The organism is Citrobacter tructae (genome assembly GCF_004684345.1).
GTDB lineage: Bacteria > Pseudomonadota > Gammaproteobacteria > Enterobacterales > Enterobacteriaceae > Citrobacter > Citrobacter tructae.
Map to the genome: position 1 here is coordinate 2,354,924 of NZ_CP038469.1, position 25,570 is coordinate 2,380,493.

The window sequence follows — 25,570 nt, forward strand, 5'->3', positions numbered from 1 at the left end:
TGAGGTCGATCATGGGCAATATATTTGACAAGCCAGTTATTGGTGTCGTGATGTGTAGGAACAGGCTTAAGGGTCACGAGACCCAGACTCTGCAAGAGAAGTACCTGAATGCGGTATTGAATGCCGGCGGATTACCGATTGCCCTTCCACATGCGCTGGCGGAGCCTGAGTTACTGAATGCTTTATTACCGAAACTGGACGGTATTTTTCTGCCAGGCAGCCCGAGCAATATGCAGCCGCACCTGTATGGTGAAAATGGCGATGAGCCTGACGCCGATCCTGGGCGTGATCTTCTGAGCATGGCGCTAATTAACGCCGGACTCGAAAGGCGCATTCCCATTTTCGCCATCTGCCGGGGCTTACAGGAATTAGTTGTCGCCACTGGCGGGACTCTGTATCGTCGCCTGTGCGATCACGCACAGTTCCTGGAACATCGTGAAGATGCGGAACTCCCGGTGGAGCAGCAATATGCGCCATCTCATGAAGTCCAGGTTCAGCAGGGAGGATTGCTGTCTCAGTTAATACCAGGTTGCAACACGTTTTGGGTTAACTCCTTACATGGCCAGGGCGCTAAAACCCTTGGTCCGCAGCTGCGTGTGGAAGCACGATCGCAGGATGGACTGGTCGAGGCCGTCAGTGCTCATGACCATCCTTTCGCGCTTGGCGTGCAGTGGCACCCGGAATGGAACAGTAGCGAATACGCCCTGTCGCGTTTGTTGCTTGAAGGTTTTATCACCGCATGTCAGAACCATCTCGCTGAAAAACAGCGTCTCTGACCACTACTGTTAAGGAAATGCAATTATGAGCGATGACGGCCTGGCGCCGGGTAAACGTCTGTCAGAGATCCGCCAGCAATTGGGTCTTTCGCAGCGTCGTGCCGCCGAACTGTCTGGGTTAACGCATAGCGCCATCAGCACCATAGAGCAGGATAAAGTCAGTCCTGCCATCAGTACGCTGCAAAAGCTATTGAAAGTCTATGGGCTGTCGCTCTCCGAGTTCTTTGCGGAACCGGAAAAGCCTGACGAACCGCAGGTGGTTATCAATCAGGATGATCTGATTGAGATCGGGAGTCAGGGGGTATCCATGAAACTGATTCACAACGGCGATCCTAATCGTACGCTGGCCATGATTTTTGAAACTTATCAGCCAGGTACGACGACCGGGGAGAGAATTAAACACCAGGGTGAAGAGATTGGGACAATACTGGAAGGTGAAGTGATACTGACCATCAACGGTCAAACGTATCATCTTGTTGAAGGACAAAGTTATGCCATTAACACCGGCATACCACATAGCTTCAGCAACACCTCGGCAGGGATTTGCCGCATCATCAGTGCCCACACTCCCACCACGTTCTAAAGAATAGCGGCCTGAGATCCTCAGGCCTTCTTAAATATTATGAATTAACAGGGTTAATCCCTGGGGCACCGTGCAGCCTGATTTTGCCTGAAAAAGATCAGCAACGAACTTTATCTTATTGAAATAAAAGGAGTAGCTATGAACTTTCAGAATTTAAAATATTGGCGTGAGAAAGCCAGCCATTATTCACCGGAAACCCGTTTATTTATTAACGGTGAATATTGCGCTGCCGCCGATAACGAAACCTTTATTACGCTTGATCCAGCAGGACAGCGCCCGCTTGCCAAAGTCGCTCGCGGTAAACAAGCGGATGTGGATCGCGCCGTCACCGCCGCCCGCACCGTATTTGAACGGGGCGACTGGTCGCAGGCGTCGCCTGCAGAGCGTAAAGCGGTACTGAACACGCTCGCGGATTTAATGGAGCAGCATCACGAGGAGCTGGCGCTACTGGAAACACTCGACACCGGTAAACCGATTCGCCATAGCCTGCGTGATGATATTCCCGGCGCGGCCCGCGCCATCCGCTGGTACGCCGAAGCCATCGATAAAGTGTATGGCGAAGTGGCCACCACGGCGGTGAACGATCTGGCGCTGATCGTGCGCGAGCCGGTGGGCGTAATTGCAGCCATCGTGCCGTGGAATTTTCCCCTGCTGCTGGCCTGCTGGAAACTCGGTCCGGCGCTGGCGGCGGGTAACAGTGTGATCCTCAAACCTTCGGAGAAATCTCCACTGACCGCGATTCGCCTGGCCGCACTGGCTAAAAAAGCAGGCTTACCCGACGGCGTCCTCAACGTCATTAGCGGGTACGGTCATGAAGCGGGCCAGGCACTGTCGCTACATCCGGATGTCGATGTGCTCACCTTTACCGGTTCGACCCGCACCGGCAAGCAACTGCTCAAAGACGCTGGCGACAGCAATATGAAGCGCGTCTGGCTGGAAGCCGGTGGCAAAAGCGCCAACATCGTTTTTGCCGACTGCCCGGACCTGGCGAAAGCCGCCGCCAATGCTGCGGCAGGCATCTTCTATAACCAGGGCCAGGTTTGTATCGCTGGAACGCGCCTGCTGCTGGAAGAGAGCATTGCCGATGAGTTCATCGCGCTTTTAAAAGAGCAGGCGAAAAACTGGCAGCCGGGCAACCCGCTGGATCCTGAAACCACGATGGGCACACTTATCGACAATGCGCATGCTGACACCGTGCACAATTTTATTCGCGACGGCGAAGCGCATGGCACGCTGGCGCTGGATGGACGCAGCCACGTACATCCTGCGGCTATCGGCCCGACCATTTTTATCGACACCCCGGCACAGGCCCACGTCAGTCGCGATGAGATCTTCGGCCCGGTGCTGGTCATCACCCGCTTTACTCATGAAGCCGAAGCTCTGGCGCTTGCCAACGACAGCGACTACGGCCTTGGCGCAGCGGTCTGGACTCGGGATCTGTCGCGCGCGCACCGCATGAGTCGTCGCCTGAAAGCCGGTTCCGTCTTCGTTAACAACTACAACGACGGTGATATGACCGTGCCATTTGGTGGCTACAAGCAAAGCGGCAACGGGCGCGATAAATCCCTGCATGCACTGGAAAAATTTAGCGAACTGAAAACCATCTGGATCTCCCTGGAGCCTTAATCATGTCTGAACATACCCGCAGTTATTACGCCGCAAGCGCCAATCAGTACGAACCGTTTCCCACCCTCACCGAGTCGGTTAGCTGTGATGTCTGTGTCGTGGGAGGCGGTTATACCGGGCTATCCTCTGCCCTGCATTTAGCCGAGATGGGCTACGACGTCGTGCTTCTGGAATCTGCACAAATTGGTTTCGGCGCCAGCGGGCGTAACGGCGGCCAATTGGTGAACTCTTACAGCCGCGATATCGACGTCATTGAACGTACTTACGGCCCGGACACCGCCAAAATGCTCGGTAGCATGATGTTTGAAGGCGGCAATATCATCCGCGAACGGATCAAGCGCTATCAGATCGACTGCGACTACCGTCCTGGCGGGCTGTTTGTGGCGCTGAACCACAAGCAGATGGACACGCTGGAGGAACAGAAGTCTAACTGGGAGCGTTACGGTAACAGGCAGCTTGAGCTGCTGGACAGCAGCGAAATCCGTCGCGAGGTCAACAGCGATTGCTATGTCGGCGCACTGCTCGACCACAGTGGCGGTCATATTCACCCGCTGAACCTGGCGATTGGTGAAGCCAACGCCATCCGCCTGAACGGTGGGCGCGTCTTCGAGCTGTCGCCGGTTACCCATATTCAGCACACCAGCCCTGCGGTAGTCAGCACCGAAAAAGGCCAGGTCACGGCACGCTTTGTAATCGTCGCAGGCAATGCTTATCTGGGTGATAAACTTGAACCCGCGTTGGCAAAAAGCAGCATGCCGTGCGGTACGCAGGTGTTAACCACCGAACCGCTGTCTGCAGAGATGGCACGTTCGCTGATCCCGAAAAACTACTGTGTGGAAGATTGTAACTACCTGCTGGATTACTACCGTCTGACCGGCGATAACCGCCTGCTGTACGGCGGCGGTGTGGTTTACGGCGCACGCGACCCTGATGATATTGAACGCCTGCTGATGCCAAAACTGCTGAAGACCTTCCCGCAACTGAAAGGGGTGAAAATTGATTACCGCTGGACCGGGAATTTCCTGTTGACGCTATCTCGCATGCCACAGTTTGGTCGTCTTGATACCAACATTTATTATATGCAGGGTTACAGCGGCCATGGCGTGACCTGTACCCATCTGGCAGGACGCCTGATTTCCGAATTACTGCGTGGGGATGCCGAGCGTTTTGACGCGTTCGCCAAGCTGCCCCACTACCCGTTCCCGGGCGGGCGCAGCCTGCGCATTCCGTTTACCGCAATGGGTGCGGCCTATTACAGCTTACGCGATCGCCTTGGGGTTTAAGTTCTTCCGCTGTAAACCCAACGCACAGGGCGGTCTCCCCTGTGCGTTTTTTTATTCCCGGTCTGTGAAAAACAGATAATAGGCATGAAAATATCGCAATAAGATATAACCCTACCTTCTGCATTGTTTCTCCCCTCTAATCAGATACGCTTTTTTTTACATTTTCGCTGGCGGCGTGCGCCAGTACTCAAAAAGGGAAGAAACGCGTGTTATGAATACGAATAACGAGGAGACCTTTTATCAAGCGATGCGCCGGAAGGGAGTGAGCCGACGCAGTTTTCTCAAATATTGTAGCCTCGCCGCCACATCACTGGGTTTGGGGGCCGGAATGACGCCCAGAATAGCCTGGGCGCTGGAGAACAAACCCAGAATTCCAGTGGTCTGGATCCACGGCCTGGAATGTACCTGCTGCACCGAATCGTTTATCCGCTCCTCTCACCCACTCGCCAAAGACGTCATCCTCTCCCTGATATCCCTCGATTACGACGATACCCTGATGGCCGCCGCCGGAACACAAGCCGAAGAAGTCTTTGAAGATATTCTGAGCCGCTACCACGGCAAATATATTCTGGCAGTCGAAGGCAATCCTCCGCTGGGGGAACAAGGGATGTTCTGCATTAGCGGCGGGCGACCGTTTATTGAAAAGCTAAAAAGAGCCGCCGCCGGTGCCAGCGCGATTATCGCCTGGGGCACCTGCGCCTCCTGGGGCTGCGTACAGGCCGCACGGCCCAATCCGACTCAGGCCACCCCGATCGATAAAGTGATCACTGACAAACCGATCGTTAAAGTACCCGGCTGCCCTCCGATTCCTGACGTCATGAGCGCCATCATTACTTACATGGTGACCTTTGATCGTCTGCCAGAACTCGACCGACTGGGGCGCCCACTGATGTTCTATGGCCAGCGTATTCACGACAAATGCTACCGTCGCGCCCACTTTGACGCCGGTGAGTTCGTTGAGAGCTGGGATGATGACGCCGCCCGCAAAGGCTATTGCTTGTACAAAATGGGCTGCAAAGGGCCTACCACCTATAACGCCTGTTCCACTACCCGCTGGAATGGCGGCGTTTCCTTCCCCATCCAGTCCGGTCACGGGTGTCTGGGATGTTCAGAGAACGGCTTCTGGGATCGCGGTTCGTTCTACAGTCGCGTGGTCGATATCCCACAGATGGGTACGCATTCTACCGCCGATACCGTAGGCCTCACCGCGCTTGGCGTCGTGGCTGCCAGCGTCGGCGTCCACGCTGTTGCCAGCGCCGTCAATCAGCACAACCGCCACAAACAACAATTAACTGAAGCCGAACAACCGCAGCCGGACAAAGAGGATAACCAGGCATGAGCAACTCGTATCAAACCCAGGGATATACGTTAAACAATGCGGGTCGCCGCCTGGTTGTCGATCCAATAACCCGCATTGAAGGACACATGCGTTGCGAAGTGAACATCGACGAGCAAAACATCATTACCAATGCGGTTTCCTGCGGCACCATGTTCCGCGGACTGGAAATCATTCTTCAGGGGCGCGACCCGCGTGACGCCTGGGCATTTGTCGAACGTATTTGCGGGGTATGTACCGGTGTGCACGCGCTGTCATCGGTGTATGCCATTGAGGATGCTATTGGTATCAAGGTTCCCGACAACGCCAACATCATTCGCAACATTATGCTGGCCACGTTGTGGTGCCACGACCATCTGGTGCACTTTTATCAGTTAGCCGGAATGGACTGGATTGACGTCCTGAATGCCCTGAAAGCAGACCCGCGCGCCACATCGCAGTTGGCGCAGAGCCTTTCTGCCTGGCCGATGTCCTCACCGGGTTATTTCTTTGACGTACAAAATCGGCTGAAGAAATTTGTTGAAGGCGGTCAGTTGGGGATCTTCCGTAACGGTTATTGGGGGCATCCGCAGTACAAGCTGTCGCCAGAAGCCAACCTGATGGGCTTTGCCCACTATCTGGAAGCACTCGATTTTCAGCGCGAGATTATCAAAATCCATACGGTGTTTGGCGGTAAAAATCCGCACCCTAACTGGATCGTCGGCGGTATGCCGTGTGCGATTAATATCGATCAGAGCGGCGCGGTAGGTGCGGTCGATATGGAACGCCTGAACCTGGTGCAGTCGATCATCACCCGTACCGCAGACTTCATCAATAACGTCATGGTTCCTGACGCGTTAGCCATCGGTCAGTTCAATAAGTCCTGGAGCCAGATTGGTACCGGGTTGTCTGATAAATGCGTATTGAGCTACGGCGCGTTCCCGGATATCGCCAATGACTTCAGCGCCAGGAGCCTGTTGATGCCGGGTGGTGCAGTCATTAACGGGGATTTTAAAAACGTACTGCCCGTGGACCTGGCCGATGAACAGCAAATTCAGGAGTTTGTCGATCATGCCTGGTACCGTTATCCGGACGATCAGTTAGGTCGCCACCCCTTCGAAGGGATTACCGAACCCTGGTATAACCCAGGCGATGTCAAAGGTAGCGATACCCATATCCAGCAACTCAACGAGCAAGAACGCTACTCGTGGATCAAAGCGCCGCGCTGGCGCGGACACGCCATGGAAGTTGGGCCACTGGCGCGCACGTTGATTGCCTATCACAAAGGGGATGACGCTACCGTTGAATCTGTGGATCGCATGATGTCGGCACTCAAACTGCCGCTCTCGGGTATGCAATCGACGCTGGGTCGCATTCTGTGCCGCGCGCACGAGGCGCAGTGGGCCGTGAGCAAGCTGCAATATTTCTTCGACAAACTGATGACCAACCTGAAAAACGGCAATCTGGCGACCGCAAATACAGAAAAATGGGAACCTGAAAGATGGCCGCAGCAGTGCCGCGGGATCGGTTTTACCGAGGCACCGCGCGGTGCGTTGGGCCACTGGGCATCGATTCGCGACGGGAAAATCGACCTCTATCAGTGCGTGGTGCCAACCACCTGGAATGCCAGCCCGCGCGATCCCAAAGGGCAAATTGGCGCCTACGAGGCTGCGTTGATGGGAACCCAAATGGCAATACCCGATCAGCCGCTGGAGATCCTGCGCACCCTGCACAGCTTCGACCCTTGTCTGGCATGTTCAACCCACGTGCTCGGCGACGACGGCAGCGAACTCATCGCCGTCCAGGTACGCTAAGCGCTGAGGAAAGGAATGATGACTGGAAAGATATCCCCCAGCGTCGGGGAGGCGCGTGATACCGCCGTCAGCCACTATGTGTTTGAAGCGCCGGTCCGCTTGTGGCACTGGCTCACGGTCGGCTGCATGTTAGTGTTGATGGTGACCGGATACTTCATTGGCCGACCGCTGCCGTCGGTCAGCGGCGAGGCCACGTATCTGTTCTACATGGGCGACATCAGGCTGGTACATTTCGCCACCGCGATGGTGTTCACGGTGATCCTGCTGGGTCGCATTTACTGGGCCTTCGTCGGTAACCGCTATTCACGCGAGCTGTTTATCGTGCCGGTCTGGCGTCGCAGCTGGTGGCAGGGCGCGTTTTCGGTCGTGCGCTGGTATCTGTTTCTGGAGAAAAAACCGGGGGACGATATCGGGCATAACCCTGTCGCACAGGCGGCGATGTTCGGCTATTTCCTGCTCTCCGTTTTTATGATCCTCACCGGTTTTGCCTTATACAGCGAGCATAGCCAGTACGCCATCTTTACCCCCTTCAATTATGTGACGGAGTTTTTCTACTGGGTGGGCGGTAACTCCATTGATATTCACAGCTGGCATCGGTTGGGAATGTGGATCATTGCCGCTTTTATCATCGGTCATGTGTATATGGCTATCCGTGAGGACATCATGTCTGACGATACGGTCATCTCCACCATGGTCAACGGCTATCGCAGCCATAAATTTGCCAAACGTCAGCACGACAAGGAGGCGTCATGAGTGAACCACACGTCATTGTGATGGGCTTAGGCAACCTGCTGTGGGCTGACGAAGGCTTTGGCATTCGCGTCGCCGAGCGACTGTACGCCCATTATCACTGGCCGGAATACGTAGAGATCGTCGACGGTGGTACGCAGGGGTTGAATCTGCTGGGCTACGTTGAGCAAGCCAGCCATTTGCTGCTGCTGGACGCCATCGACTACGGTCTCCCCCCGGGTACCCTGCAAACCTATGACGGTGAAAAAGTCCCCAGTTACCTCAGCGCCAAAAAAATGAGCCTGCACCAGAACAGCTTCTCCGAAGTGCTGGCGCTGGCGGATATTCGCGGTCATTTACCCCAGCACATCGCCCTGGTGGGGTTACAACCGGTGCAACTGGACGAATATGGCGGCAGCCTGACCGACATCGCCCGCACTCAGCTTCCGGTAGCGGAACAGGCTGCGCTTTCACAACTGGCCGCGTGGGGCATTGTGCCGCAGACAAACGATGAAACGCGTTGCCTGAACTATGAATGCCTGTCGATGGAAAACTATGAAGGCGTGCGCATTCGCCAGTATCGCGTGACGCTGGAGGAATAAGCAACATGTTGAATGACAACCCATTTTCTGCACTATGGCAACGTATGCTAGCGCGTGGCTGGCAGCCGCTGCGCGCGTCTGAACTGGACAACTGGGTAGCCCACACTAGCGATGGCGTTGTGCTGCTCAGTAGCGATCCCCGCCGGACACCGGAAGTCAGCGACAACCCGGTGATGATTGCCGAGCTACTGCGCGAGTTTCCGCAGCTTGACTGGCGCATCGCCATAGCTGACCTCGAACAAAGCGAGGCCATCGGCGATCGTTTTGGCATATTCCGTTTCCCGGCCACGCTGGTGTTTATCCACGGCGAACTGCGCGGCATTCTCAACGGTATCCACCCGTGGGCCGAGCTACTCACCCTGATGCGTCCTCTGGTTGAAGAACGCATACCATCGGAGCCTGAACGATGAGCGATTCCTTTTTTCATCTGCTGGGGCCAGGAACGCAGCCAGACGATGACAGTTTCAGCATGAATCCTTTACCCCTCACCTGCCAGGTTCACAGCGACCCCAGCATGGCGTCACTGGAAAACTGCCCGCACAGCCCGGCGGTGATGGCATTGTTAGCCGATGTCCGTCAGCAGCTCACACGGCGCATTCCCGCAAGACAGGACGTTCTGGGATGGGATTTATCCTCGCTCAATGTAGACGATCTCACGTTCCTTAATACGCTGCTCGGTGAAGGCGAAGTTTCCGTGCGTATTCAGCATGCTGACGGCAGAGCGAGCGAGATCCAAGAGTCGATTTTCTGCGGTATCTGGCGTGTGCGTTGCCAGAACGACAGGGGGCAATGGGTGGAACATCTGGAAGCAGGCAGCGCGCCACTGGCGCTGTGGCAGGCGGCAACCATGAATACGCTGCCGGACGACAGCCTGCTGCCTCCGCCGGTTAACGGGTTGATGAATGGGCTGACGCTGGCCCAGGAATTGCTGGCGCACGTGCGCGATCCGGCAACGCAACCCCATAGCATCAATCTTACCCAACTCCCAATTAGCGACGCGGATCGCCTGTTTCTCGCCCGTCTCTGCGGCGAAGGTCGTATCCAGATCCGCACCATCGGCTACGGCGAGAGCCAGATCGATTCCACGGCATTACGTCATGTCTGGCATGTCCGTTGTCTGGATACCCTGAAGGGGAACCTGCTCGAGAGTTATGAGATCTGCCCTTTGCCAGAACTGGTGCTGGCGGCACCGGAAGATCTGCTCGACTCGCTCCAGCGCCTGGATGAAGTCTGTGGCTGGCTGGCATCCGGCCCACCAGCCTGACCTCCCTCTTCAGACCCGCGTAATTTTCTGCTGCGGGTCTGGCGTTTTCTTCCTTACCTATTCACTCTCTAATGCCTGATGGAGTTCGCATGTGGGATGTCATTGACTTATCGCGTTGGCAGTTTGCGCTGACCGCGCTGTACCATTTTCTGTTTGTTCCCCTGACGCTGGGGCTGATTTTTTTGCTGGCCATCATGGAAACCATTTACGTGGTCACGGGCAAAACAGTCTACCGTGATATGACGCGTTTCTGGGGAAAGTTATTCGGGATTAACTTTGCGCTCGGCGTAGCGACCGGCCTGACCATGGAGTTTCAGTTCGGTACTAACTGGTCACTCTATTCCAACTATGTGGGCGATATTTTCGGCGCGCCGCTGGCGATGGAAGCCTTGCTGGCCTTCTTCCTCGAATCCACGTTCGTGGGGCTGTTCTTCTTTGGCTGGCAACGCTTAACCAAGTACCAGCACCTGATGGTCACCTGGCTGGTGGCGTTCGGCTCCAATATCTCGGCGCTGTGGATCCTCAACGCCAACGGCTGGATGCAATATCCAACCGGCGCTCACTTTAATATTGATACCCTGCGCATGGAGATGAGCAGCTTTAGCGAGCTGGTTTTTAACCCCATCAGCCAGGTGAAATTTGTGCACACCGTGATGTCCGGTTATGTCACAGGCGCTATGTTTGTGATGTCCATCAGCGCCTGGTATCTGCTGAGTGGTCGAAATCGCGAGTTCGCCCTGCGCTCCTTCGCGGTGGGCTCCGTCTTTGGCACGTTGGCTATCTTAGGCACGCTGCAACTGGGTGACAGTTCAGCCTATGAGGTCGCCCAACGCCAGCCGGTAAAACTAGCGGCAATGGAAGGCGAATGGCAGACCGAGCCAGCACCAGCGCCCTTTCATGTGATCGCCTGGCCACAGCAGGAGCAAGAACGTAACGCCTTTGCCGTCAAGATACCGGCCCTGCTGGGCATCCTGGCAACCCACTCTTTAGATACGCAGGTTCCGGGGCTGAAGAACCTGATGGCGGACGCGCTCCCCCGCCTGCAGCGGGGTCGGGAAGCATGGCTGCTGATGCAGGAAATCGCCAAAGGTAACCGCACACCTCAAGTGCTGAAGGCGTTTCACGACGTGGAAAAAGATCTGGGTTACGGCATCCTGTTGGCAAACTTCGCGCCTGACATGAATCATGTCACGCCAGAGCAGTATCAAACCGCACAGCTCGGTGCGATCCCGCAAGTGGCACCGGTGTTCTGGAGCTTTCGCATAATGATTGGATGCGGTTCGCTGCTACTGATGGTGATGGCAATTGCGCTGATACAGACCCTACGCATGCGTATCGACCAGCATCGCTGGGTGCTGCGCATGACGCTGTGGAGCCTGCCGCTACCGTGGATTGCCATTGAAGCAGGCTGGTTTATGACCGAGTTTGGCCGTCAGCCGTGGGCAATTCAGGATATTTTGCCGACCTGGTACGCCCACTCCGCGGTGACCGCAGGCCAGCTGGCCTTCTCGATGGGGCTTATCCTGACGCTTTACACCCTGTTTTTAATTGCAGAAGTCTACCTGATGCAGAAATACGCGCGTCTTGGTCCAGATGCGATGCAGCGTCAACAACCGGCGCAACAACAGGGATAAAGGAGACAATCATGTTGGATTATGAAACGTTGCGGCTCATTTGGTGGCTGCTGATTGGCATCATTCTGGTGGCATTTATGGTCACTGACGGGTTTGATATGGGAGTCGGCTGCCTGCTACCGCTGATCGCGCGCAATGATGATGAACGTCGGGTGCTGATCAATAGCGTCGGGGCGCACTGGGAAGGTAACCAGGTGTGGCTCATTCTCGCAGGTGGCGCATTATTCGCCGCATGGCCTCGGGTCTATGCCGCCGCATTTTCGGGTTTTTATGTGGCAATGATTTTGGTGCTGTGCGCCCTCTTCTTCCGCCCACTGGCCTTTGACTATCGCGGTAAAATTGCCAATGCACGCTGGCGCGCCATGTGGGACACCGGGTTAGTGATCGGCAGTCTGGTGCCACCGGTGATCTTCGGCATCGCGTTCGGCAATCTGTTTTTGGGGGTACCTTTTCTCTTCACGCCGCAGCTTCATGTGCAATATCTCGGTACCTTCTGGCAGTTACTCTCTCCTTTTGCCCTGCTGTGCGGCGCATTAAGCCTGATGCTGGTCATTATGCAGGGGAGCGTATGGCTACAGTTGAAAACCGATGGCATTGTTCGCCAGCGCGCGCTGTCCGCTACCAGCCGTAGCGCTATGCTGGTGGTGCTTTGCTTCCTGATAGCCGGGTACTGGCTATGGGTAAGTATTGATGGCTATGTACTGCTTGGTCAGGATCCTAATGGCCCATCCAACCCGCTATTAAAAGCGGTCGCGATACTCCCTGGCGCGTGGATGGCGCACTTTGAACATTCACCGCTGCTGCTGATTATTCCGCTGCTTGGCATGATTTCCCCGATGCTGGCACTCTATGCCTGTGTCCACCGTCGGGTTGTCGGGGGATTCCTGTTTGCTTCACTGACTCAAGCCTGTGTGATATTCACCGCCGGAATCACCCTGTTTCCGTTTATCATGCCTTCAAGCGCGCACCCACTCTCCAGCCTGACGGTGTGGGACAGTACTTCCAGCCAGATGACTCTCAGTATCATGCTGGTTATTGTGCTGATTTTCCTACCGATTATTCTACTTTATACCTTGTGGTGTTATTACAAGATGCTGGGTCGCATCAATGTAGAAACGATCCGCCGCAACCATCACGAACTTTACTAGGGAGGACTGTACGATGTGGTACCTGTTTTGGTTTGTCGGCATTCTGTTGATGTGTGCGCTTTCCACGCTGGCAATGGTCTGGCTCGAGTCACGTCAGAAATAGTCCTGGATCCGGAGGGAGTCATATACTGTCTCCGGTTTTCTTTATTCATTTACACAGCATGGTTTATAAATCAGTACGTTGCTTTCAAATAGCGGATCGGGCTGACCCGTTTTAATGGACCACTCAAAAAAATAAACGGCAAGTCAATTTAATGACATCAATAATGAATAAAAGCATGCACTGTGTTGTTTACGGCATGTCGCAATCCCTTTCACACACTCACAGGACGGGATCATGAAAATGCAATTCGCTACGAATTTACTGCCGCTGATTTGTCTGGTCTCAAGCGGGCTGCTCTATTCAGCTTCGACAAGCGCCATGGGGAATGACGATACCACGACGCCAACATGTCCGAAGGGTCAGGTATACGACAACAAAACCAAAAACTGTTTGCCAGAAAAAAGCAGTATGATCGACGATCAGGATAAAACGCAGTATGCGTATCACCTGGCAAAAACCGGCCACTATCAGGATGCTATCAATTTACTCGATACCTTGCAGCAGCCCAACACGCGTGAGGCCTGGAACTATCGTGGCTATGCCACGCGCAAACTGGGCCGTACGGATGAAGGGATTAGCTATTATCAACGATCGATAGCCCTTGATCCTCACTATGCCAAAGTGCGCGAATATCTTGGTGAGGCATGGATGGTTAAAGGCCGTCCCGATCTGGCGAAACAGGAACTGGCTACTATTAAAAGCCTCTGCGGCACCCACTGCGAAGAGTATCGTGACCTTAAAGCAGCGATCGACGGGCACCCAGAGTCATAAGCCAGAGAGGAGCGCGAAATCAGCGGCAACGGTGGGTGTTTAACTTCATTGGGGGTTCTGCCTGAACCAAACACAGAAGGCCCCTTCATACGCCCCTAACAGTAACGTGACGTCGGCGGAGTCTGGTTAACCCTGGAGATTTAGACAAACATCAGCACCCGCAAAACAAGGGCTTTACGTTTATTTAAGTAGACTTGGGAAGCGTTTGAAATGGTGCCGATAATAGGAGTCGAACCTACGACCTTCGCATTACGAATGCGCTGCTCTACCAACTGAGCTATATCGGCACTGATAAAGACATGCCCACGACTATGAACACGGGGTAGAAGGTTAAAACTAACCGGGCGATGCGTCAATGGCCTTGCGAATCAAACGCCTATTTTTGCATCACCCGGTCTTAATTATGCACGAATTGTGTCGTCACCGAAGCCGATCCACTTGTAGGTGGTCAGTGCTTCCAGTCCCATCGGGCCACGTGCATGTAATTTTTGCGTACTTACCGCCACTTCCGCACCGAGACCAAACTGGCCGCCGTCGGTAAAACGGGTGGAGGCGTTAACGTACACCGCTGACGAATCGACTTCGTTAACGAAGCGGTTGGCATTGTACATATCACGCGTCAGAATTGCGTCGGAATGCTGGGTGCCGTGCTCGCGGATATGAGCAATGGCATCATCCAGATCGGTAACGATTTTCACGTTCAGATCCAGCGACAGAAACTCATCGTCGTACTCTTGCGCTTTAACCGCCACTATGTTGGCTGGTCCCGCTTGCAGTGATGCCAGCGCCGCCTCGTCTGCATGTAACGTTACACCGCTTTCTGCCATCTGCTGGCTCAGCGCAGGCAGAAAACGCTCAGCGATATTCTGATGCACCAGCAGCGTTTCAACGGTATTACAGGTACTTGGACGCTGGGTTTTAGCGTTAACAATTATCTTCAGCGCCGGTGCTATCTCAGCGCTGTCATCCACATAGATATGACAGACACCAATTCCGCCAGTGATTACCGGGATCGTCGACTGCTCACGGCATAGCTTGTGCAGACCCGCACCGCCGCGCGGGATCAGCATATCGATATACTTATCCATACGCAGCATTTCAGTAACCAGCGCACGATCCGGGTTATCAATCGATTGTACGGCCGCGGCTGGTAAGCCACAGGCTTCCAGCGCCTTCTGAATCACTGCCACTGTTGCAGCATTAGTACGGTAAGTCTCTTTCCCGCCGCGCAGGATCGCCGCATTGCCGGTTTTCAGGCACAGGGAGGCAACATCAACCGTTACATTAGGACGAGCTTCATAAATCACGCCAATTACGCCCAGCGGGACGCGACGACGCTCCAGACGCAGTCCGCTATCTAACAGGCCACCGTCAATCACCTGCCCCACAGGGTCGGCGAGGTTACACACCTGACGTACGTCGTCGGCGATGGCTTTCAGACGCGCCGGGGTCAGCGCCAGACGGTCAAGCATTGCCTCGCTCAGACCGTTGTCCCGCGCCTGATCGACATCCTGCTTGTTCGCACTGAGGATACTTTCCGTTTGTGCTTCCAGTTCATCAGCAATTTTTTCCAGCACGCGGTTTTTTTCGCGGCTAGAGAGTAGCGCCAGTTTGTATGACGCAGCTTTGGCAGCAATGCCCATTTGTTCCAGCATATGCCTGCTCCTTAACGGGTGATCATGTCATCGCGATGGACGGCAACCGGGCCATATTCATAGCCGAGGATCGCGTCAATCTGTTGTGAGTGGTGTCCGGCAATACGGCGCAGCGCGTCGCTGTTATAGCGGGTCACGCCGTGGGCAATATCACGCCCTTCAAGATTGCAGATACGAATCACTTCACCACGAGAGAAGTTGCCTGTCACGCTTTTAATGCCTTTTGGCAGCAACGAGCTACCGCGCTGCAGAATGGCGGAGGTTGCGCCTTCATCAACAGTAATTTCCCCGGCAGGCGGAGCACCGAAAATCCAGCGTTTGCGGTTCTCCAGCGGAGAAGCCTGGGCATGAAAACGCGTTCCCACGGAAACACCTTCCATCACATCGCCAATCACACCAGGCTTGCTGCCTGCGGCAATAATGGTGTCGATACCGGCACGGCAGGCCACGTCAGCCGCCTGCAGTTTGGTGCCCATACCGCCGGTTCCCAGACCAGAAACGCTATCTCCAGCGATAGACCGCAGCGCGTCATCAATCCCGTAGACGTCTTTAATCAATTCGGCCTGCGGATTGGTACGTGGGTCAGCAGTAAACAGCCCCTGCTGATCGGTGAGCAGCAGCAGCTTGTCGGCCCCAGCCAAAATTGCCGCCAGCGCCGACAAGTTGTCGTTATCACCGACTTTAATTTCGGCGGTTGCCACCGCGTCGTTCTCATTGATGACAGGAACGATGTTGTTATCCAGCAGCGCACGCAGGGTATCGCGGGCGTTGAGGAAACGCTCTCTGTCTTCCATATCCGCACGCGTCAGCAGCATCTGCCCGACATGAATACCGTAAATGGAGAACAGTTGCTCCCACAGTTGAATCAGTCGACTCTGCCCTACCGCCGCCAGCAGCTGTTTAGAGGCGATGGTTGCCGGGAGTTCAGGGTAACCAAGATGCTCACGTCCGGCGGCAATCGCGCCCGAAGTAACAATAACAATACGATGTCCTGCGGCATGTAGCTGCGCGCACTGGCGGACCAGTTCTACGATGTGGGCACGGTTCAGGCGGCGCGATCCGCCCGTTAGCACACTGGTGCCAAGTTTTACCACCAGCGTCTGGCTGTCACTCATGATTCTCTGCCATTCAAGATTGGGGAAAATGATATCAAACGAACGTTTTAGCAGGACTGGCTCCGGTTGCCAACAGCCAGCGCACAAAGCATGGAATTTTATTGCGCAGGATCAGCAAGCGTAACGGCAAATTTTGATGCTTTTATTACAGAAACAAATAAACATCATTTTTTAAAAATATTCTTACTTTGTCATAAAACGTTCATTGCCAGACGTTAAAAACCCTCCTGTCTTTTAACGGGGATCACACCCAGTAGATATTAGCGCGTACTTTTAATCAGGAATGAAAATGAAAAAGAGCACTCTGGCATTAGTGGTGATGGGGATTGTTACGTCGGCATCCGTACAGGCAGCGGAAGTGTATAACAAGAACAGTAATAAACTGGATCTGTATGGCAAAGTTAAAGCCATGCATTACATGACGGATTACGACAGCAAAGACGGCGACCAGAGCTATATCCGTTTAGGTTTTAAAGGCGAAACGCAAATTAACGATGAACTGACGGGTTATGGTCGTTGGGAAGCCGAGTTCGCCGGTAATAAAGCCGAAAGCGATTCCAACCAGCAAAAAACACGTCTGGCCTTCGCGGGCCTGAAATTGAAAAACCTCGGTTCCTTCGACTACGGTCGTAACCTGGGTGCGTTATACGACGTGGAAGCGTGGACCGATATGTTCCCAGAGTTCGGCGGTGACTCTTCCGCGCAGACCGATAACTTTATGACCAAACGCGCCAGCGGACTGGCGACGTACCGCAACACCGACTTCTTCGGCGTCATCGATGGACTGGATCTCACCTTGCAATATCAGGGTAAAAACCAGGATCGCGATGTGAAAAAACAAAACGGCGATGGTTTTGGTACGTCTGTAACCTATGATTTTGGCGGCAGCGATTTCGCCATCAGCGGTGCCTATACCAACTCCGATCGTACCAACCAGCAGAATCTGCAAGCTCGCGGTACGGGTGATAAAGCCGAAGCCTGGGCGACGGGTTTTAAATATGATGCCAACGACATCTATATTGCGACGATGTACTCTGAAACGCGCAATATGACGCCAATTTCCGGTGGCTTCGCTAATAAAACGCAGAACGTCGAAGCGGTAGTTCAGTACCAGTTTGACTTTGGTCTGCGTCCATCCCTGGGATATGTGCTGTCGAAAGGCAAAGATATTGAAGGCATCGGCAATGAAGATCTGGTGAATTATATCGACGTTGGCGCGACCTATTATTTCAACAAGAATATGTCGGCGTTTGTTGATTATAAAATCAACCAGCTGGATAGCGATAATAAGCTGGCCATCAACAATGATGATATCGTTGCTGTCGGTATGGTTTATCAGTTCTGATTTAGCATAAAAAATGCCGGATGGGGTTGCGCCGCCATCCGGCATTTTGCTGTTCACTATGCCGTTAATTTAACCGGCTGATCCTTAAAGCCGTCCGCAGGCTCCAGTGCCAGATTGAGCGACGTTAGCAACCCACGTAATTTTTCATGAAACTCACGTAGGGTGTACTCCAGTCGATCTACCACTTCAGTCTCTTTGATCGGCACGGCAGTCCAGTTGCCGTCTTGATCAAACAAACCAAACTGGTAGCTGTACGTGAAGCGTTTTTCCTGTGCTTCTAACTCCATCCACCAGCCCCAGAATTCACGTTTCTCCGGAGCGGGTTTCACGTTGACGCAAACAGCCAGACAATCGAAAAAAAATCGATTATCTTCGCACTGCCCTTCCCGGATGTAAGGGCCAAGTGCGGTAAATTTCTTGATTAATCTGCTTTTCGGGTGTCCACTCGGTAACGTCATTGCGATCTCCTTAGGTGAAGCAACTGTTTTACCAAATCAATAAAATTTAGCAATCTATTAACACAATCTATGACTGATCCATCCGGTTATTTCTTGCAGTGCTTTATCAAAATTGCGATACACCGGGTTGAACGGGATCTCTAGCAGCTTACCGTCAGAAGATGACGATGTGATTAAGCGGGACTCTTCTTCCGGGCTAAACGGATCGTTTTTCCAGAACCCTGACAGCATCGGCGTTGGGCAACGTCGGCCCAGCAGGCCTTGTACCTTTAATGAATAACGATTGAGTTCGACGCGCAGAGCGTCGTCGGAGGCATCGTGCATGCCCAGACGGCTGGCCAGCACATCAAGGTACATTTCCGGTACGCTTGCCTGACGCTGTGGGTCGCTGAGCAGCGCATGAACCACTGGCCCCAGACACGCCACCGCTTTCAGACGCGAAGATTCCAGGTACGCCAGTCGTACCGCCACGTTAGCGCCAAAGCGAAAACCAAATGCAGCCACGCGGGTGTGATCGACCCAGGGAATATTAGGCAGCGCTTTTAATACGTGCTGATGCAGCAGGCTGGAATCCTGAGTCAGTTTCCATTTTGATGAGAACCCAACCGAAGGCATATCCAGCGTCAACATGGCAATGCCGCGCGGAGCAAAATAGCGCTCATATAGGGTGTAGTAGTCCGTTTGCATGGAATCCAGACCACCGCACATTAGCACCGTCGGGAACGGGCCGTCGCCTTTTGGCATATGCAGAAAACCCGTGATCGGCGAGCCACCAGCAACAGGAAACTCCATCTCGCGCAAGGTGCCAGGCAGGCGTTGAGCCGCCTCTTCATACGCGCGATTCGCCAGAGCCTGTGCTTGTTCAGCTAAATCGTCGCCTTTCAGATGCGGATACGCCGCAATGTTATACAGCGTAGAGGCATGCAGCCAGTGACGCCCGCTAATTTGCGGGTCCTGTTCCACAGTGGCTTTCTGCTGCCAGTCCATTGCCTGCTTCGCCCACTCGTAAATCCAGTTGCCGCCACGATAGCCAATGACCGTGTCATAAAGTTCTTTATCCGTGCGCTCAGCTTCGCTCATCACGATACGCGCCTGCACTTCAAGGATTTCGCGCGGATCGACGCCACGCCAGATCCACATCAGGCGATTCACCATGCGATACCAGTGCGGAATTGTTTTGCCATCCAGGGCAGATTGCACAGCCGGCTGCGCGCCGTGATTAAATCGACGAACCAGCGTTGACGTTTCAGGGTGTTTGAAGCGGGGTTTAAACAGGACTTCGCTGAGGTTAGCCTGTGACATAATTACGGCCTCCATGAGTACTCACTAAGGCATAGTGTAACCCGATGGAGACGAAAAAGAACAACGCCCGGCATAGCCAGGCGTTGAAAACTTTTTAGATTAGCGACCAGAGATTGGCGGAACGAATACGACGCCCATGTCCCACGGCTGCTCAATCCAAGTATCCTGAGGGATATCAACCACATAATCATTCACCAGCGGGCGACCTGCCGGCTTAGCGAAGATGGTGACGAAATGCGCTTTAGGGTACATTTCGCGAATCGCAACTGCGGTGCCACCGGTGTCAACCAGGTCATCGATTACGATGAAACCTTCACCGTCACCTTCGGCACGTTTCAGCACGGTCAGTTCGCGCTGATTGTCGTGATCGTAGCTGGAGATGCATACGGTATCGACATGACGAATACCCAATTCACGCGCCAGCAGTGCACCCGGCACCAGACCACCACGGCTAACGGCAATAATGCCTTTCCATTGTTCAGAAGGCATCAGGCGGCTCGCCAGTTTACGTGCATGGATCTGCAACATGTCCCAGGTGACGACGTATTTTTCGCTCATGTGAAGTATCCCAGCCTGTTTATCTACGGCTTAAAAAGTGTTCGAGGGGGAAATAGGTTGCGCGAGATTATAGAGATCTGACGCGCTAAAAACCAGTGTTTCGCGGAATCCGCGCCTCTTTTTGCATGCTTTTTGCTAGCCGTGAGCAGAGAAAGTGGTATTCTCGATCGCATCGCGCAAGCCTGGCTTGTGATGTTTTTAATTCTGCTAACCCCGTGGACTGTAAGCAAGTTTTACAGGACATCGCCAAGGAGACTCAACGTGTCTGAACTGTCTCAATTATCCCCGCAACCGCTGTGGGATATTTTTGCTAAAATCTGTTCTATTCCTCATCCGTCTTACCATGAAGAGCAACTCGCTGAACACATTCTGAGCTGGGCCCAGGAGAAAGGTTTCCACGTCGAGCGCGATCAGGTCGGTAATATCCTGATTCGCAAACCCGCTACCGCAGGAATGGAAAACCGCAAGCCGGTCGTTCTGCAGGCGCACCTGGATATGGTGCCGCAAAAAAACAACGATACCGTACACGACTTCACCAAAGATCCTATCCAGCCTTATATTGACGGCGAGTGGGTGAAAGCCCGTGGCACCACGCTGGGTGCGGATAACGGCATCGGTATGGCCTCTGCGCTGGCCGTTCTGGCTGATGACAGCGTGGTTCACGGCCCGCTGGAAGTACTGCTGACCATGACCGAAGAAGCGGGCATGGACGGTGCGTTTGGTCTGCAGGCTAACTGGCTGCAGGCGGATATTCTGATCAACACCGACTCCGAAGAAGAAGGTGAGATCTATATGGGTTGTGCGGGGGGTATCGACTTTACCTCTAATCTGAAGCTCGAGCGTGAAGCAATTCCGGCTGGCTTCCAGAGCTTCAAGCTGACCTTAAAAGGCCTGAAAGGCGGTCACTCTGGCGGTGAAATCCACGTCGGCCTCGGTAACGCCAACAAGCTGCTGGTACGCTTCCTGGCAGGCCATGCTGAAGAGCTGGATCTACGCCTGGTTGACTTCAATGGTGGTACGCTGCGCAACGCGATCCCGCGTGAAGCCTTCGCCACCCTTGCCGTTGCCGCAGACAAAGTTGATGCGTTAAAAGCACTGGTCAGCACTTATCAGGAAATCCTGAAAAACGAGCTGGCAGCAAAAGAGAAGAATCTGGCGCTGCTGCTGGATGCCGTAGCTAACGACAAAGCCGCGCTGACCGCGCAGTCTCGTGATACTTTTGTTCGCCTGCTGAACGCCACACCAAACGGTGTGATCCGCAATTCAGACGTGGCCAAAGGCGTGGTGGAAACCTCTCTTAACGTCGGCGTTGTCACCATGACTGACGACAACGTGCAGATTCACTGCCTGGTTCGCTCGCTGATCGACAGCGGTAAAGACTATGTCGTGAGCATGCTGGATTCTCTGGGCAAGCTGGCTGGCGCCAAAACGGAAGCCAAAGGCGCGTATCCTGGCTGGCAGCCGGATGCGAACTCTCCGGTGATGCACTTGGTTCGTGAAACCTATCAGCGCCTGTTCAACAAGACGCCGAACATCCAGATTATCCACGCCGGTCTGGAATGTGGTCTGTTCAAGAAACCGTATCCGGAAATGGACATGGTTTCCATCGGGCCAACCATCACCGGTCCGCACTCCCCGGATGAGCAGGTTCATATTGAAAGCGTCGGCCATTACTGGACCCTGCTGACCGAACTGCTGAAGTCTATTCCGGCGAAGTAAGTCTCTGCACTAAATGCCGGATGGCGCTACGCCATTCGGCAATACATCCGGGTCACAGCCCTAACAGCAGTTGTCGTTCAAGCTGTGGATCCAGCAGCGTAACGTGTAATCCCACCAGCCTCACGCCTCGTCCTCCCCGACGCTCGTCCCAGGTTTTGCGTGCTGTAAAAATTAAGTCGTCTTTACTTAAGCGCGGCCAGACGTGTTCCTGCGTGGTCTGCTGAAAATCATTAAACTTTAATTTAATACCCTGCCGGGCAATGAATAAATCCGGTTTTACTTTTGCCAGACGCCGCTCCAGCTCCGGATAAAGCCGCTCAATAATCGCCTCACACTCTGGCCACTCATGAATATCCTCGGCCAGCGTGCGCTCAACGCCAACGGATTTGCGCAGCCTGTCGTTGTTCACATCCCGTTCGTCAATGCCCTGGCTGCGCTCCCACAGCACCCGACCAAATTTACCAAAGCGCTTAAGCAATATCGCCAGGTCGCACTTTTGCACATCTTCACAGGTGCGTAATCCCATGGATTCCAGCCTGGCGGCGGAAACCTTGCCGACGCCAGGAATTTTCCCCAACGGCAACGTTCTGATAAATTCCGGCACATCATCGGGCGTAATCACATATTGCCCGTTGGGCTTGTTAAGATCGGAGGCGATCTTTGCCAGAAACTTCACTGGCGCAATTCCCGCAGACGCGGTGAGCTGTAGCTCGTTAAAAATCGTCTGGCGGATCTCCTGCGCCATCAGCGTGGCAGAGCCGTGACAATGGGGGCTGTCGGTCACATCCAGATAGGCTTCATCCAACGAAAGAGGTTCAATAAGCGAAGTGTAGCGTGAGAAAATCGCCTGAATTTGGCGCGAGGCTTCTTTATAAGCCTCGTAGCGACCAGGTAATAAGGTGAGATGTGGGCACAGTTTAAGCGCCATCCCCGTGGGCATTGCGCTACGTACACCAAATTTTCGCGCGGGGTAATTGGCGGTGCTGATGACCCCTCTGCGTTCCCGACTGCCGCCTATAGCAATGGGAATATCACGCAAGGCGGGGTTATCGCGCATTTCTACCGCCGCGAAAAAGCAGTCCATATCGACATGTATGATTTTGCGCATAGCCACCTCTCTACAACACTGTTTAAGTATACAGTATTTTTATACAGTGAGAAGCCTCAATGTGCTTTACGCTGGTGCTGGCCCATTCATCACGAAACGGGCATCACACAGGTAACGCACGACGTCCTTTGGCGCATGCTCTGCGGGATTGCCTGCCGTACTGACAAACAGCTTATTCACTTTTCGCACATTTGCCCGCAGCAATTTTTCAATCGTCATCAGGCGAAAAGCATCATCTTCGACGCAGAAAAGCTCGTAGTCCCCCAGACGTTCACCACAAATTTCGCAGTGATTCATCCAGTAGCGTAGTCCGGTTGTTTTACTCTTATCCAGGAAGTAATTGCTGGCTTTGATATTCTTAATGATCTCTTCTGGCAGCGCATTAATATGGAACAGAAAGGTATTACGCCTGACCGATTGCCAGCCTTCACCATCCTGATTTTTCTTAATAAATCGGGTAAACATTACCCCATGGATACGGGTAATCTGATGGCAGTTCCAGCAGTGCATCTTTGAGGTAATAACCAGGTAGTAAGGAGCGACAATATTAAAACTGTCGGAGCTGTAAACATAATCATGGAGCGCCCCATTTAGCTCATGAGGTTCGGTGTACCAGATACCTGAAACGTTATCGAAATGCACACCCTGGCAGGCTAGGTCCGTAATGCTATCGTCATGAATATCCAATGGAATTATATGGTTTACATTTATCACATTGCCTTCCTGATGAGATAATATGCCCCCACGTTGCGTGGGGGACAGGGAATAAAATTAATGCGGGGCTGGAGTAGGTTGTTGGTGTAAGGAAGTCACCTGCTTGTTTTTATCCAGCTTATCCACCAACGGCTGCACGACCTTCTCTCCGTGTTGACCAAAGTATTGATACAGCGTGTCAGACGCACTTTGCGTCAATACCATGATCTCAATACGTCGGTTGCCTGCGCTCTCAGGGTTTTTCGTATCCAACAGCATCTGGTCCGCCATGGCACTGACCTGCATGACTTTATCCTGTGGCATGCCGGCATCTTCCAACACTCGACGCGCCGACAATGCGCGGTCGCCAGAAAGGTTCCAGTTATTGTAGAGGTTACTCTTGTAGCTCATCGCATCCGTATGTCCGGTGATGACGATCCTGTTGTCCAGAGAATCAAATACGGGAGCAAGCTCAACCAGCAGCGATTTGAAGAACGGCATGATTTTTGCGCTGCCGCGTTCAAACATGTTCCGGTTCTGGTCATCTTTGATCAGTACACGAAGCCCCTGGGGTACGATCTCCATTTCGAGGTTGGTTTCCATATGCGCATTGCGGGCAATAACGTTAATATTGGTGGCCAGTTCTCCCAATTCACGCGCCGATTTTTGCTTCAGTAACACCGTTTTCTCATTCACATCCATCGCCTTTTTGGCGTTTTCTTCTGTGATCTGTGCGGTCTCTTGTGGGCGTGTCGTTTTATCCAGCTTATTGCGTGCGACGTTTTTCTGCTGGGCTCCCGGCGCTATCGGCTGCTTGCCCAGCTTGTTTAATGGCGCCATACCGCCACCGTTAAAGATCGACTGACCATGCAGCGCCGCCACGATATTTTCGCGGTCGGCCTTACTGACGCTGTTCACAATCCAAAGCGTCATAAATAACGCCATCATCGCCAGCGTAAAGTCGGCAAATGCGACCTTCCATGCACCGCCATGATGACCTGCATGATTCTTTTTAATTTGCCGCCGGATAATGGTGGTCTTTGCGCCGCGATCGCGGCGATTTGGCCCCTTCCTCATGCTTATTCTTGCTCCAGCATCGCATTAACCCACGCATCCAGATTAGCGAAAGTGGGTTTAGAAGCCAGATGAAGAAGTTTACGACCTGCATCGACCGCCAGCAGAGTCGGCTTACCGCCCGCTTGTGCTACCAGCACAGTACGCACGCACTCCAGCAGAGAGTGCTCAGCCCGGGCCTGCTGTTCCATGGCGTTCGCCAGCGGGTCCATCAGGCAATAACAGATGAACACCCCCAAAAAAGTCCCCACCAGCGCGGCGGCCACTTTTAAACCGATAAGCGCAATCGAACCATCGATAGACTGCATGGTGATGATAATCCCAAGCACTGCCGCGCAAATACCAAATCCAGGCATTGCCTCTGCGGTACGCTGTAACGAACGTGAAGGCGTCAATAGCGACTCTTCAGCCGTATCGAGTTCCTGATCGAGAATGCCTTCCAGTTCATGAGCATCAATTTTGCCCATTGCCATTAAACGGAAGTTATCCGCGATAAACGTCACCAGGCGTTTCTGCGTTAGCACCAGAGGATATTTTTGAAAGATGGTACTTTCTTCCGGCTGTTCAATATGCTGATCCAACATACGCAGACCGCCGTTTTGTACCATTTCCAGCAGTTCATACAGGCACATCAGTAACTGGCGCTGAAATTCTGGCCCCATTTTCTTTTTACTGATCACCCCTTTAATTTGGTGGACGATCTCTTTCAGCACATGCATCGGGTTACCAATAATCATGGCACCCAAACCTGCACCGATAATAATGATAATCTCCGCCGGTTGCCAAATCGCAATTAACTGCCCACCCGCCTCAAAATAGCCACCAAATACGCAGCCGACAACCACTAGTAAACCAAAAATCTTTTGCATTAGATCCTCCGCATTTCGATTCGGAA

Annotated in this window: 25 protein-coding genes and 1 tRNA gene; 16 read left to right on the forward strand and 10 right to left on the reverse strand. The window is 53.5% G+C overall.

Annotated elements, in window-relative coordinates:
- Positions 1 to 11 precede the first annotated feature (11 nt).
- The 14 genes from puuD (at position 12) to E4Z61_RS12135 (ending at position 13,648) form a co-directional block, all read left to right on the forward strand.
- On the forward strand, positions 12 to 776 hold the full coding sequence (gene puuD / locus E4Z61_RS12070) for a gamma-glutamyl-gamma-aminobutyrate hydrolase (RefSeq protein ID WP_135322975.1): 765 nt from the start codon (positions 12 to 14) through the stop codon (positions 774 to 776).
- A 25-nt stretch (positions 777 to 801) separates the two neighbouring features.
- Positions 802 to 1,359 carry an HTH-type transcriptional regulator PuuR gene (gene puuR, locus E4Z61_RS12075; RefSeq protein WP_135322976.1) on the forward strand — a complete coding sequence of 186 codons (558 nt, stop codon included), beginning with the start codon at positions 802 to 804 and terminating at the stop codon, positions 1,357 to 1,359.
- A 138-nt stretch (positions 1,360 to 1,497) separates the two neighbouring features.
- The gene (gene puuC, locus E4Z61_RS12080; RefSeq protein ID WP_135322977.1) at positions 1,498 to 2,985 is read left to right on the forward strand and encodes an aldehyde dehydrogenase PuuC; all 1,488 of its coding nucleotides are present in this window, start codon (positions 1,498 to 1,500) and stop codon (positions 2,983 to 2,985) included.
- 2 nt (positions 2,986 to 2,987) lie between these two features.
- Positions 2,988 to 4,268 (forward strand): NAD(P)/FAD-dependent oxidoreductase, encoded by a 1,281-nt coding sequence (locus E4Z61_RS12085; protein ID WP_135322978.1) that lies wholly within the window; start codon positions 2,988 to 2,990, stop codon positions 4,266 to 4,268.
- A gap of 211 nt (positions 4,269 to 4,479) precedes the next feature.
- Positions 4,480 to 5,607: a hydrogenase 1 small subunit gene (gene hyaA, locus E4Z61_RS12090; RefSeq protein ID WP_135322979.1), complete on the forward strand. Its 1,128-nt coding sequence runs from the start codon at positions 4,480 to 4,482 to the stop codon at positions 5,605 to 5,607.
- Positions 5,604 to 7,397 (forward strand): Ni/Fe-hydrogenase large subunit, encoded by a 1,794-nt coding sequence (gene hyaB / locus E4Z61_RS12095; protein WP_135322980.1) that lies wholly within the window; start codon positions 5,604 to 5,606, stop codon positions 7,395 to 7,397. The genes hyaA and hyaB overlap by 4 nt, the downstream gene beginning before the upstream one ends.
- Before the next feature lie 18 nt (positions 7,398 to 7,415).
- The gene (gene hyaC / locus E4Z61_RS12100; protein WP_135324933.1) at positions 7,416 to 8,150 is read left to right on the forward strand and encodes a Ni/Fe-hydrogenase b-type cytochrome subunit; all 735 of its coding nucleotides are present in this window, start codon (positions 7,416 to 7,418) and stop codon (positions 8,148 to 8,150) included.
- Positions 8,147 to 8,728 carry a hydrogenase 1 maturation protease gene (hyaD, locus tag E4Z61_RS12105; RefSeq protein ID WP_135322981.1) on the forward strand — a complete coding sequence of 194 codons (582 nt, stop codon included), beginning with the start codon at positions 8,147 to 8,149 and terminating at the stop codon, positions 8,726 to 8,728. The genes hyaC and hyaD overlap by 4 nt, the downstream gene beginning before the upstream one ends.
- A 5-nt stretch (positions 8,729 to 8,733) precedes the next feature.
- Positions 8,734 to 9,138: a hydrogenase-1 operon protein HyaE gene (gene hyaE, locus E4Z61_RS12110; protein WP_135322982.1), complete on the forward strand. Its 405-nt coding sequence runs from the start codon at positions 8,734 to 8,736 to the stop codon at positions 9,136 to 9,138.
- Positions 9,135 to 9,992 (forward strand): hydrogenase expression/formation protein, encoded by an 858-nt coding sequence (locus tag E4Z61_RS12115; RefSeq protein ID WP_135322983.1) that lies wholly within the window; start codon positions 9,135 to 9,137, stop codon positions 9,990 to 9,992. Before hyaE ends, E4Z61_RS12115 begins: the two co-directional genes overlap by 4 nt.
- 89 nt (positions 9,993 to 10,081) lie before the next feature.
- Complete coding sequence (gene appC, locus E4Z61_RS12120; protein WP_135322984.1) at positions 10,082 to 11,626, forward strand: cytochrome bd-II oxidase subunit 1; 1,545 nt, start codon at positions 10,082 to 10,084, stop codon at positions 11,624 to 11,626.
- A gap of 11 nt (positions 11,627 to 11,637) precedes the next feature.
- Positions 11,638 to 12,774: a cytochrome d ubiquinol oxidase subunit II gene (appB, locus tag E4Z61_RS12125; RefSeq protein ID WP_135322985.1), complete on the forward strand. Its 1,137-nt coding sequence runs from the start codon at positions 11,638 to 11,640 to the stop codon at positions 12,772 to 12,774.
- A gap of 13 nt (positions 12,775 to 12,787) precedes the next feature.
- Positions 12,788 to 12,877: a cytochrome bd-II oxidase subunit CbdX gene (cbdX, locus tag E4Z61_RS12130; RefSeq protein WP_135322986.1), complete on the forward strand. Its 90-nt coding sequence runs from the start codon at positions 12,788 to 12,790 to the stop codon at positions 12,875 to 12,877.
- Between the two features lie 234 nt (positions 12,878 to 13,111).
- The gene (locus tag E4Z61_RS12135) at positions 13,112 to 13,648 is read left to right on the forward strand and encodes a tetratricopeptide repeat protein (RefSeq protein ID WP_135322987.1); all 537 of its coding nucleotides are present in this window, start codon (positions 13,112 to 13,114) and stop codon (positions 13,646 to 13,648) included.
- A gap of 211 nt (positions 13,649 to 13,859) precedes the next feature.
- On the opposite strand, the gene E4Z61_RS12140 is transcribed toward E4Z61_RS12135, so the two are convergent.
- The 3 genes from E4Z61_RS12140 to proB all read right to left on the reverse strand — a co-directional run bounded on the left by E4Z61_RS12140 (position 13,860) and on the right by proB (position 16,418).
- Positions 13,860 to 13,935, reverse strand: a tRNA-Thr gene (locus E4Z61_RS12140).
- A 114-nt stretch (positions 13,936 to 14,049) separates the two neighbouring features.
- Positions 14,050 to 15,303 carry a glutamate-5-semialdehyde dehydrogenase gene (proA, locus tag E4Z61_RS12145; RefSeq protein WP_135322988.1) on the reverse strand — a complete coding sequence of 418 codons (1,254 nt, stop codon included), beginning with the start codon at positions 15,301 to 15,303 and terminating at the stop codon, positions 14,050 to 14,052.
- An 11-nt stretch (positions 15,304 to 15,314) separates the two neighbouring features.
- On the reverse strand, positions 15,315 to 16,418 hold the full coding sequence (gene proB, locus E4Z61_RS12150; RefSeq protein WP_135322989.1) for a glutamate 5-kinase: 1,104 nt from the start codon (positions 16,416 to 16,418) through the stop codon (positions 15,315 to 15,317).
- A 289-nt stretch (positions 16,419 to 16,707) separates the two neighbouring features.
- On the opposite strand from proB, the gene phoE reads away from it, so the two are divergent.
- Complete coding sequence (phoE, locus tag E4Z61_RS12155) at positions 16,708 to 17,763, forward strand: phosphoporin PhoE (RefSeq protein WP_135322990.1); 1,056 nt, start codon at positions 16,708 to 16,710, stop codon at positions 17,761 to 17,763.
- Positions 17,764 to 17,819: 56 nt separating this feature from the next.
- On the opposite strand, the gene crl is transcribed toward phoE, so the two are convergent.
- From crl to gpt, 3 genes are all read right to left on the reverse strand, one after another.
- Positions 17,820 to 18,221: a sigma factor-binding protein Crl gene (gene crl, locus E4Z61_RS12160; protein WP_135322991.1), complete on the reverse strand. Its 402-nt coding sequence runs from the start codon at positions 18,219 to 18,221 to the stop codon at positions 17,820 to 17,822.
- Between the two features lie 57 nt (positions 18,222 to 18,278).
- Positions 18,279 to 19,523 (reverse strand): esterase FrsA, encoded by a 1,245-nt coding sequence (gene frsA / locus E4Z61_RS12165; RefSeq protein WP_135322992.1) that lies wholly within the window; start codon positions 19,521 to 19,523, stop codon positions 18,279 to 18,281.
- A 99-nt stretch (positions 19,524 to 19,622) separates the two neighbouring features.
- Positions 19,623 to 20,081, reverse strand: a complete 459-nt coding sequence (gpt, locus tag E4Z61_RS12170) for a xanthine phosphoribosyltransferase (protein WP_115259349.1) — start codon at positions 20,079 to 20,081, stop codon at positions 19,623 to 19,625.
- Between the two features lie 261 nt (positions 20,082 to 20,342).
- On the opposite strand from gpt, the gene pepD reads away from it, so the two are divergent.
- On the forward strand, positions 20,343 to 21,800 hold the full coding sequence (gene pepD, locus E4Z61_RS12175) for a cytosol nonspecific dipeptidase (protein ID WP_135322993.1): 1,458 nt from the start codon (positions 20,343 to 20,345) through the stop codon (positions 21,798 to 21,800).
- Between the two features lie 52 nt (positions 21,801 to 21,852).
- Here pepD and dinB read toward each other — a convergent pair whose 3' ends face one another.
- The 4 genes from dinB to motA all read right to left on the reverse strand — a co-directional run bounded on the left by dinB (position 21,853) and on the right by motA (position 25,544).
- Entirely contained in the window at positions 21,853 to 22,908 is a 1,056-nt protein-coding gene (dinB, locus tag E4Z61_RS12180) for a DNA polymerase IV (RefSeq protein WP_135322994.1), read from the reverse strand.
- 66 nt (positions 22,909 to 22,974) lie between these two features.
- A complete protein-coding gene (locus E4Z61_RS12185) occupies positions 22,975 to 23,622 on the reverse strand; it encodes a DNA primase (protein WP_135322995.1) in 648 nt (215 codons plus the stop codon).
- Positions 23,623 to 23,679: 57 nt separating this feature from the next.
- Positions 23,680 to 24,678, reverse strand: coding sequence for a putative lateral flagellar export/assembly protein LafU (gene lafU / locus E4Z61_RS12190; protein WP_135322996.1), 999 nt, complete (start codon positions 24,676 to 24,678; stop codon positions 23,680 to 23,682).
- 2 nt (positions 24,679 to 24,680) lie between these two features.
- Positions 24,681 to 25,544: a flagellar motor stator protein MotA gene (gene motA / locus E4Z61_RS12195; RefSeq protein WP_135322997.1), complete on the reverse strand. Its 864-nt coding sequence runs from the start codon at positions 25,542 to 25,544 to the stop codon at positions 24,681 to 24,683.
- Positions 25,545 to 25,570: the final 26 nt, after the last annotated feature.

What these genes read in the sequence shown, in the direction of transcription:
- crl (WP_135322991.1), bottom strand. Translation starts at nt 18,221, where the DNA reads ATGACGTTACCGAGTGGACACCCGAAAAGCAGATTAATCAAGAAATTT.
- puuC (WP_135322977.1), top strand. Translation starts at nt 1,498, where the DNA reads ATGAACTTTCAGAATTTAAAATATTGGCGTGAGAAAGCCAGCCATTAT.
- appC (WP_135322984.1), top strand. Translation starts at nt 10,082, where the DNA reads ATGTGGGATGTCATTGACTTATCGCGTTGGCAGTTTGCGCTGACCGCG.
- proB (WP_135322989.1), bottom strand. Translation starts at nt 16,418, where the DNA reads ATGAGTGACAGCCAGACGCTGGTGGTAAAACTTGGCACCAGTGTGCTA.
- motA (WP_135322997.1), bottom strand. Translation starts at nt 25,544, where the DNA reads ATGCAAAAGATTTTTGGTTTACTAGTGGTTGTCGGCTGCGTATTTGGT.
- appB (WP_135322985.1), top strand. Translation starts at nt 11,638, where the DNA reads ATGTTGGATTATGAAACGTTGCGGCTCATTTGGTGGCTGCTGATTGGC.
- E4Z61_RS12115 (WP_135322983.1), top strand. Translation starts at nt 9,135, where the DNA reads ATGAGCGATTCCTTTTTTCATCTGCTGGGGCCAGGAACGCAGCCAGAC.
- hyaB (WP_135322980.1), top strand. Translation starts at nt 5,604, where the DNA reads ATGAGCAACTCGTATCAAACCCAGGGATATACGTTAAACAATGCGGGT.
- cbdX (WP_135322986.1), top strand. Translation starts at nt 12,788, where the DNA reads ATGTGGTACCTGTTTTGGTTTGTCGGCATTCTGTTGATGTGTGCGCTT.
- puuD (WP_135322975.1), top strand. Translation starts at nt 12, where the DNA reads ATGGGCAATATATTTGACAAGCCAGTTATTGGTGTCGTGATGTGTAGG.
- puuR (WP_135322976.1), top strand. Translation starts at nt 802, where the DNA reads ATGAGCGATGACGGCCTGGCGCCGGGTAAACGTCTGTCAGAGATCCGC.
- E4Z61_RS12135 (WP_135322987.1), top strand. Translation starts at nt 13,112, where the DNA reads ATGAAAATGCAATTCGCTACGAATTTACTGCCGCTGATTTGTCTGGTC.
- gpt (WP_115259349.1), bottom strand. Translation starts at nt 20,081, where the DNA reads ATGAGCGAAAAATACGTCGTCACCTGGGACATGTTGCAGATCCATGCA.
- hyaE (WP_135322982.1), top strand. Translation starts at nt 8,734, where the DNA reads ATGTTGAATGACAACCCATTTTCTGCACTATGGCAACGTATGCTAGCG.
- hyaA (WP_135322979.1), top strand. Translation starts at nt 4,480, where the DNA reads ATGAATACGAATAACGAGGAGACCTTTTATCAAGCGATGCGCCGGAAG.
- proA (WP_135322988.1), bottom strand. Translation starts at nt 15,303, where the DNA reads ATGCTGGAACAAATGGGCATTGCTGCCAAAGCTGCGTCATACAAACTG.
- frsA (WP_135322992.1), bottom strand. Translation starts at nt 19,523, where the DNA reads ATGTCACAGGCTAACCTCAGCGAAGTCCTGTTTAAACCCCGCTTCAAA.
- E4Z61_RS12085 (WP_135322978.1), top strand. Translation starts at nt 2,988, where the DNA reads ATGTCTGAACATACCCGCAGTTATTACGCCGCAAGCGCCAATCAGTAC.
- hyaD (WP_135322981.1), top strand. Translation starts at nt 8,147, where the DNA reads ATGAGTGAACCACACGTCATTGTGATGGGCTTAGGCAACCTGCTGTGG.
- hyaC (WP_135324933.1), top strand. Translation starts at nt 7,416, where the DNA reads ATGACTGGAAAGATATCCCCCAGCGTCGGGGAGGCGCGTGATACCGCC.
- dinB (WP_135322994.1), bottom strand. Translation starts at nt 22,908, where the DNA reads ATGCGCAAAATCATACATGTCGATATGGACTGCTTTTTCGCGGCGGTA.
- lafU (WP_135322996.1), bottom strand. Translation starts at nt 24,678, where the DNA reads ATGAGGAAGGGGCCAAATCGCCGCGATCGCGGCGCAAAGACCACCATT.
- phoE (WP_135322990.1), top strand. Translation starts at nt 16,708, where the DNA reads ATGAAAAAGAGCACTCTGGCATTAGTGGTGATGGGGATTGTTACGTCG.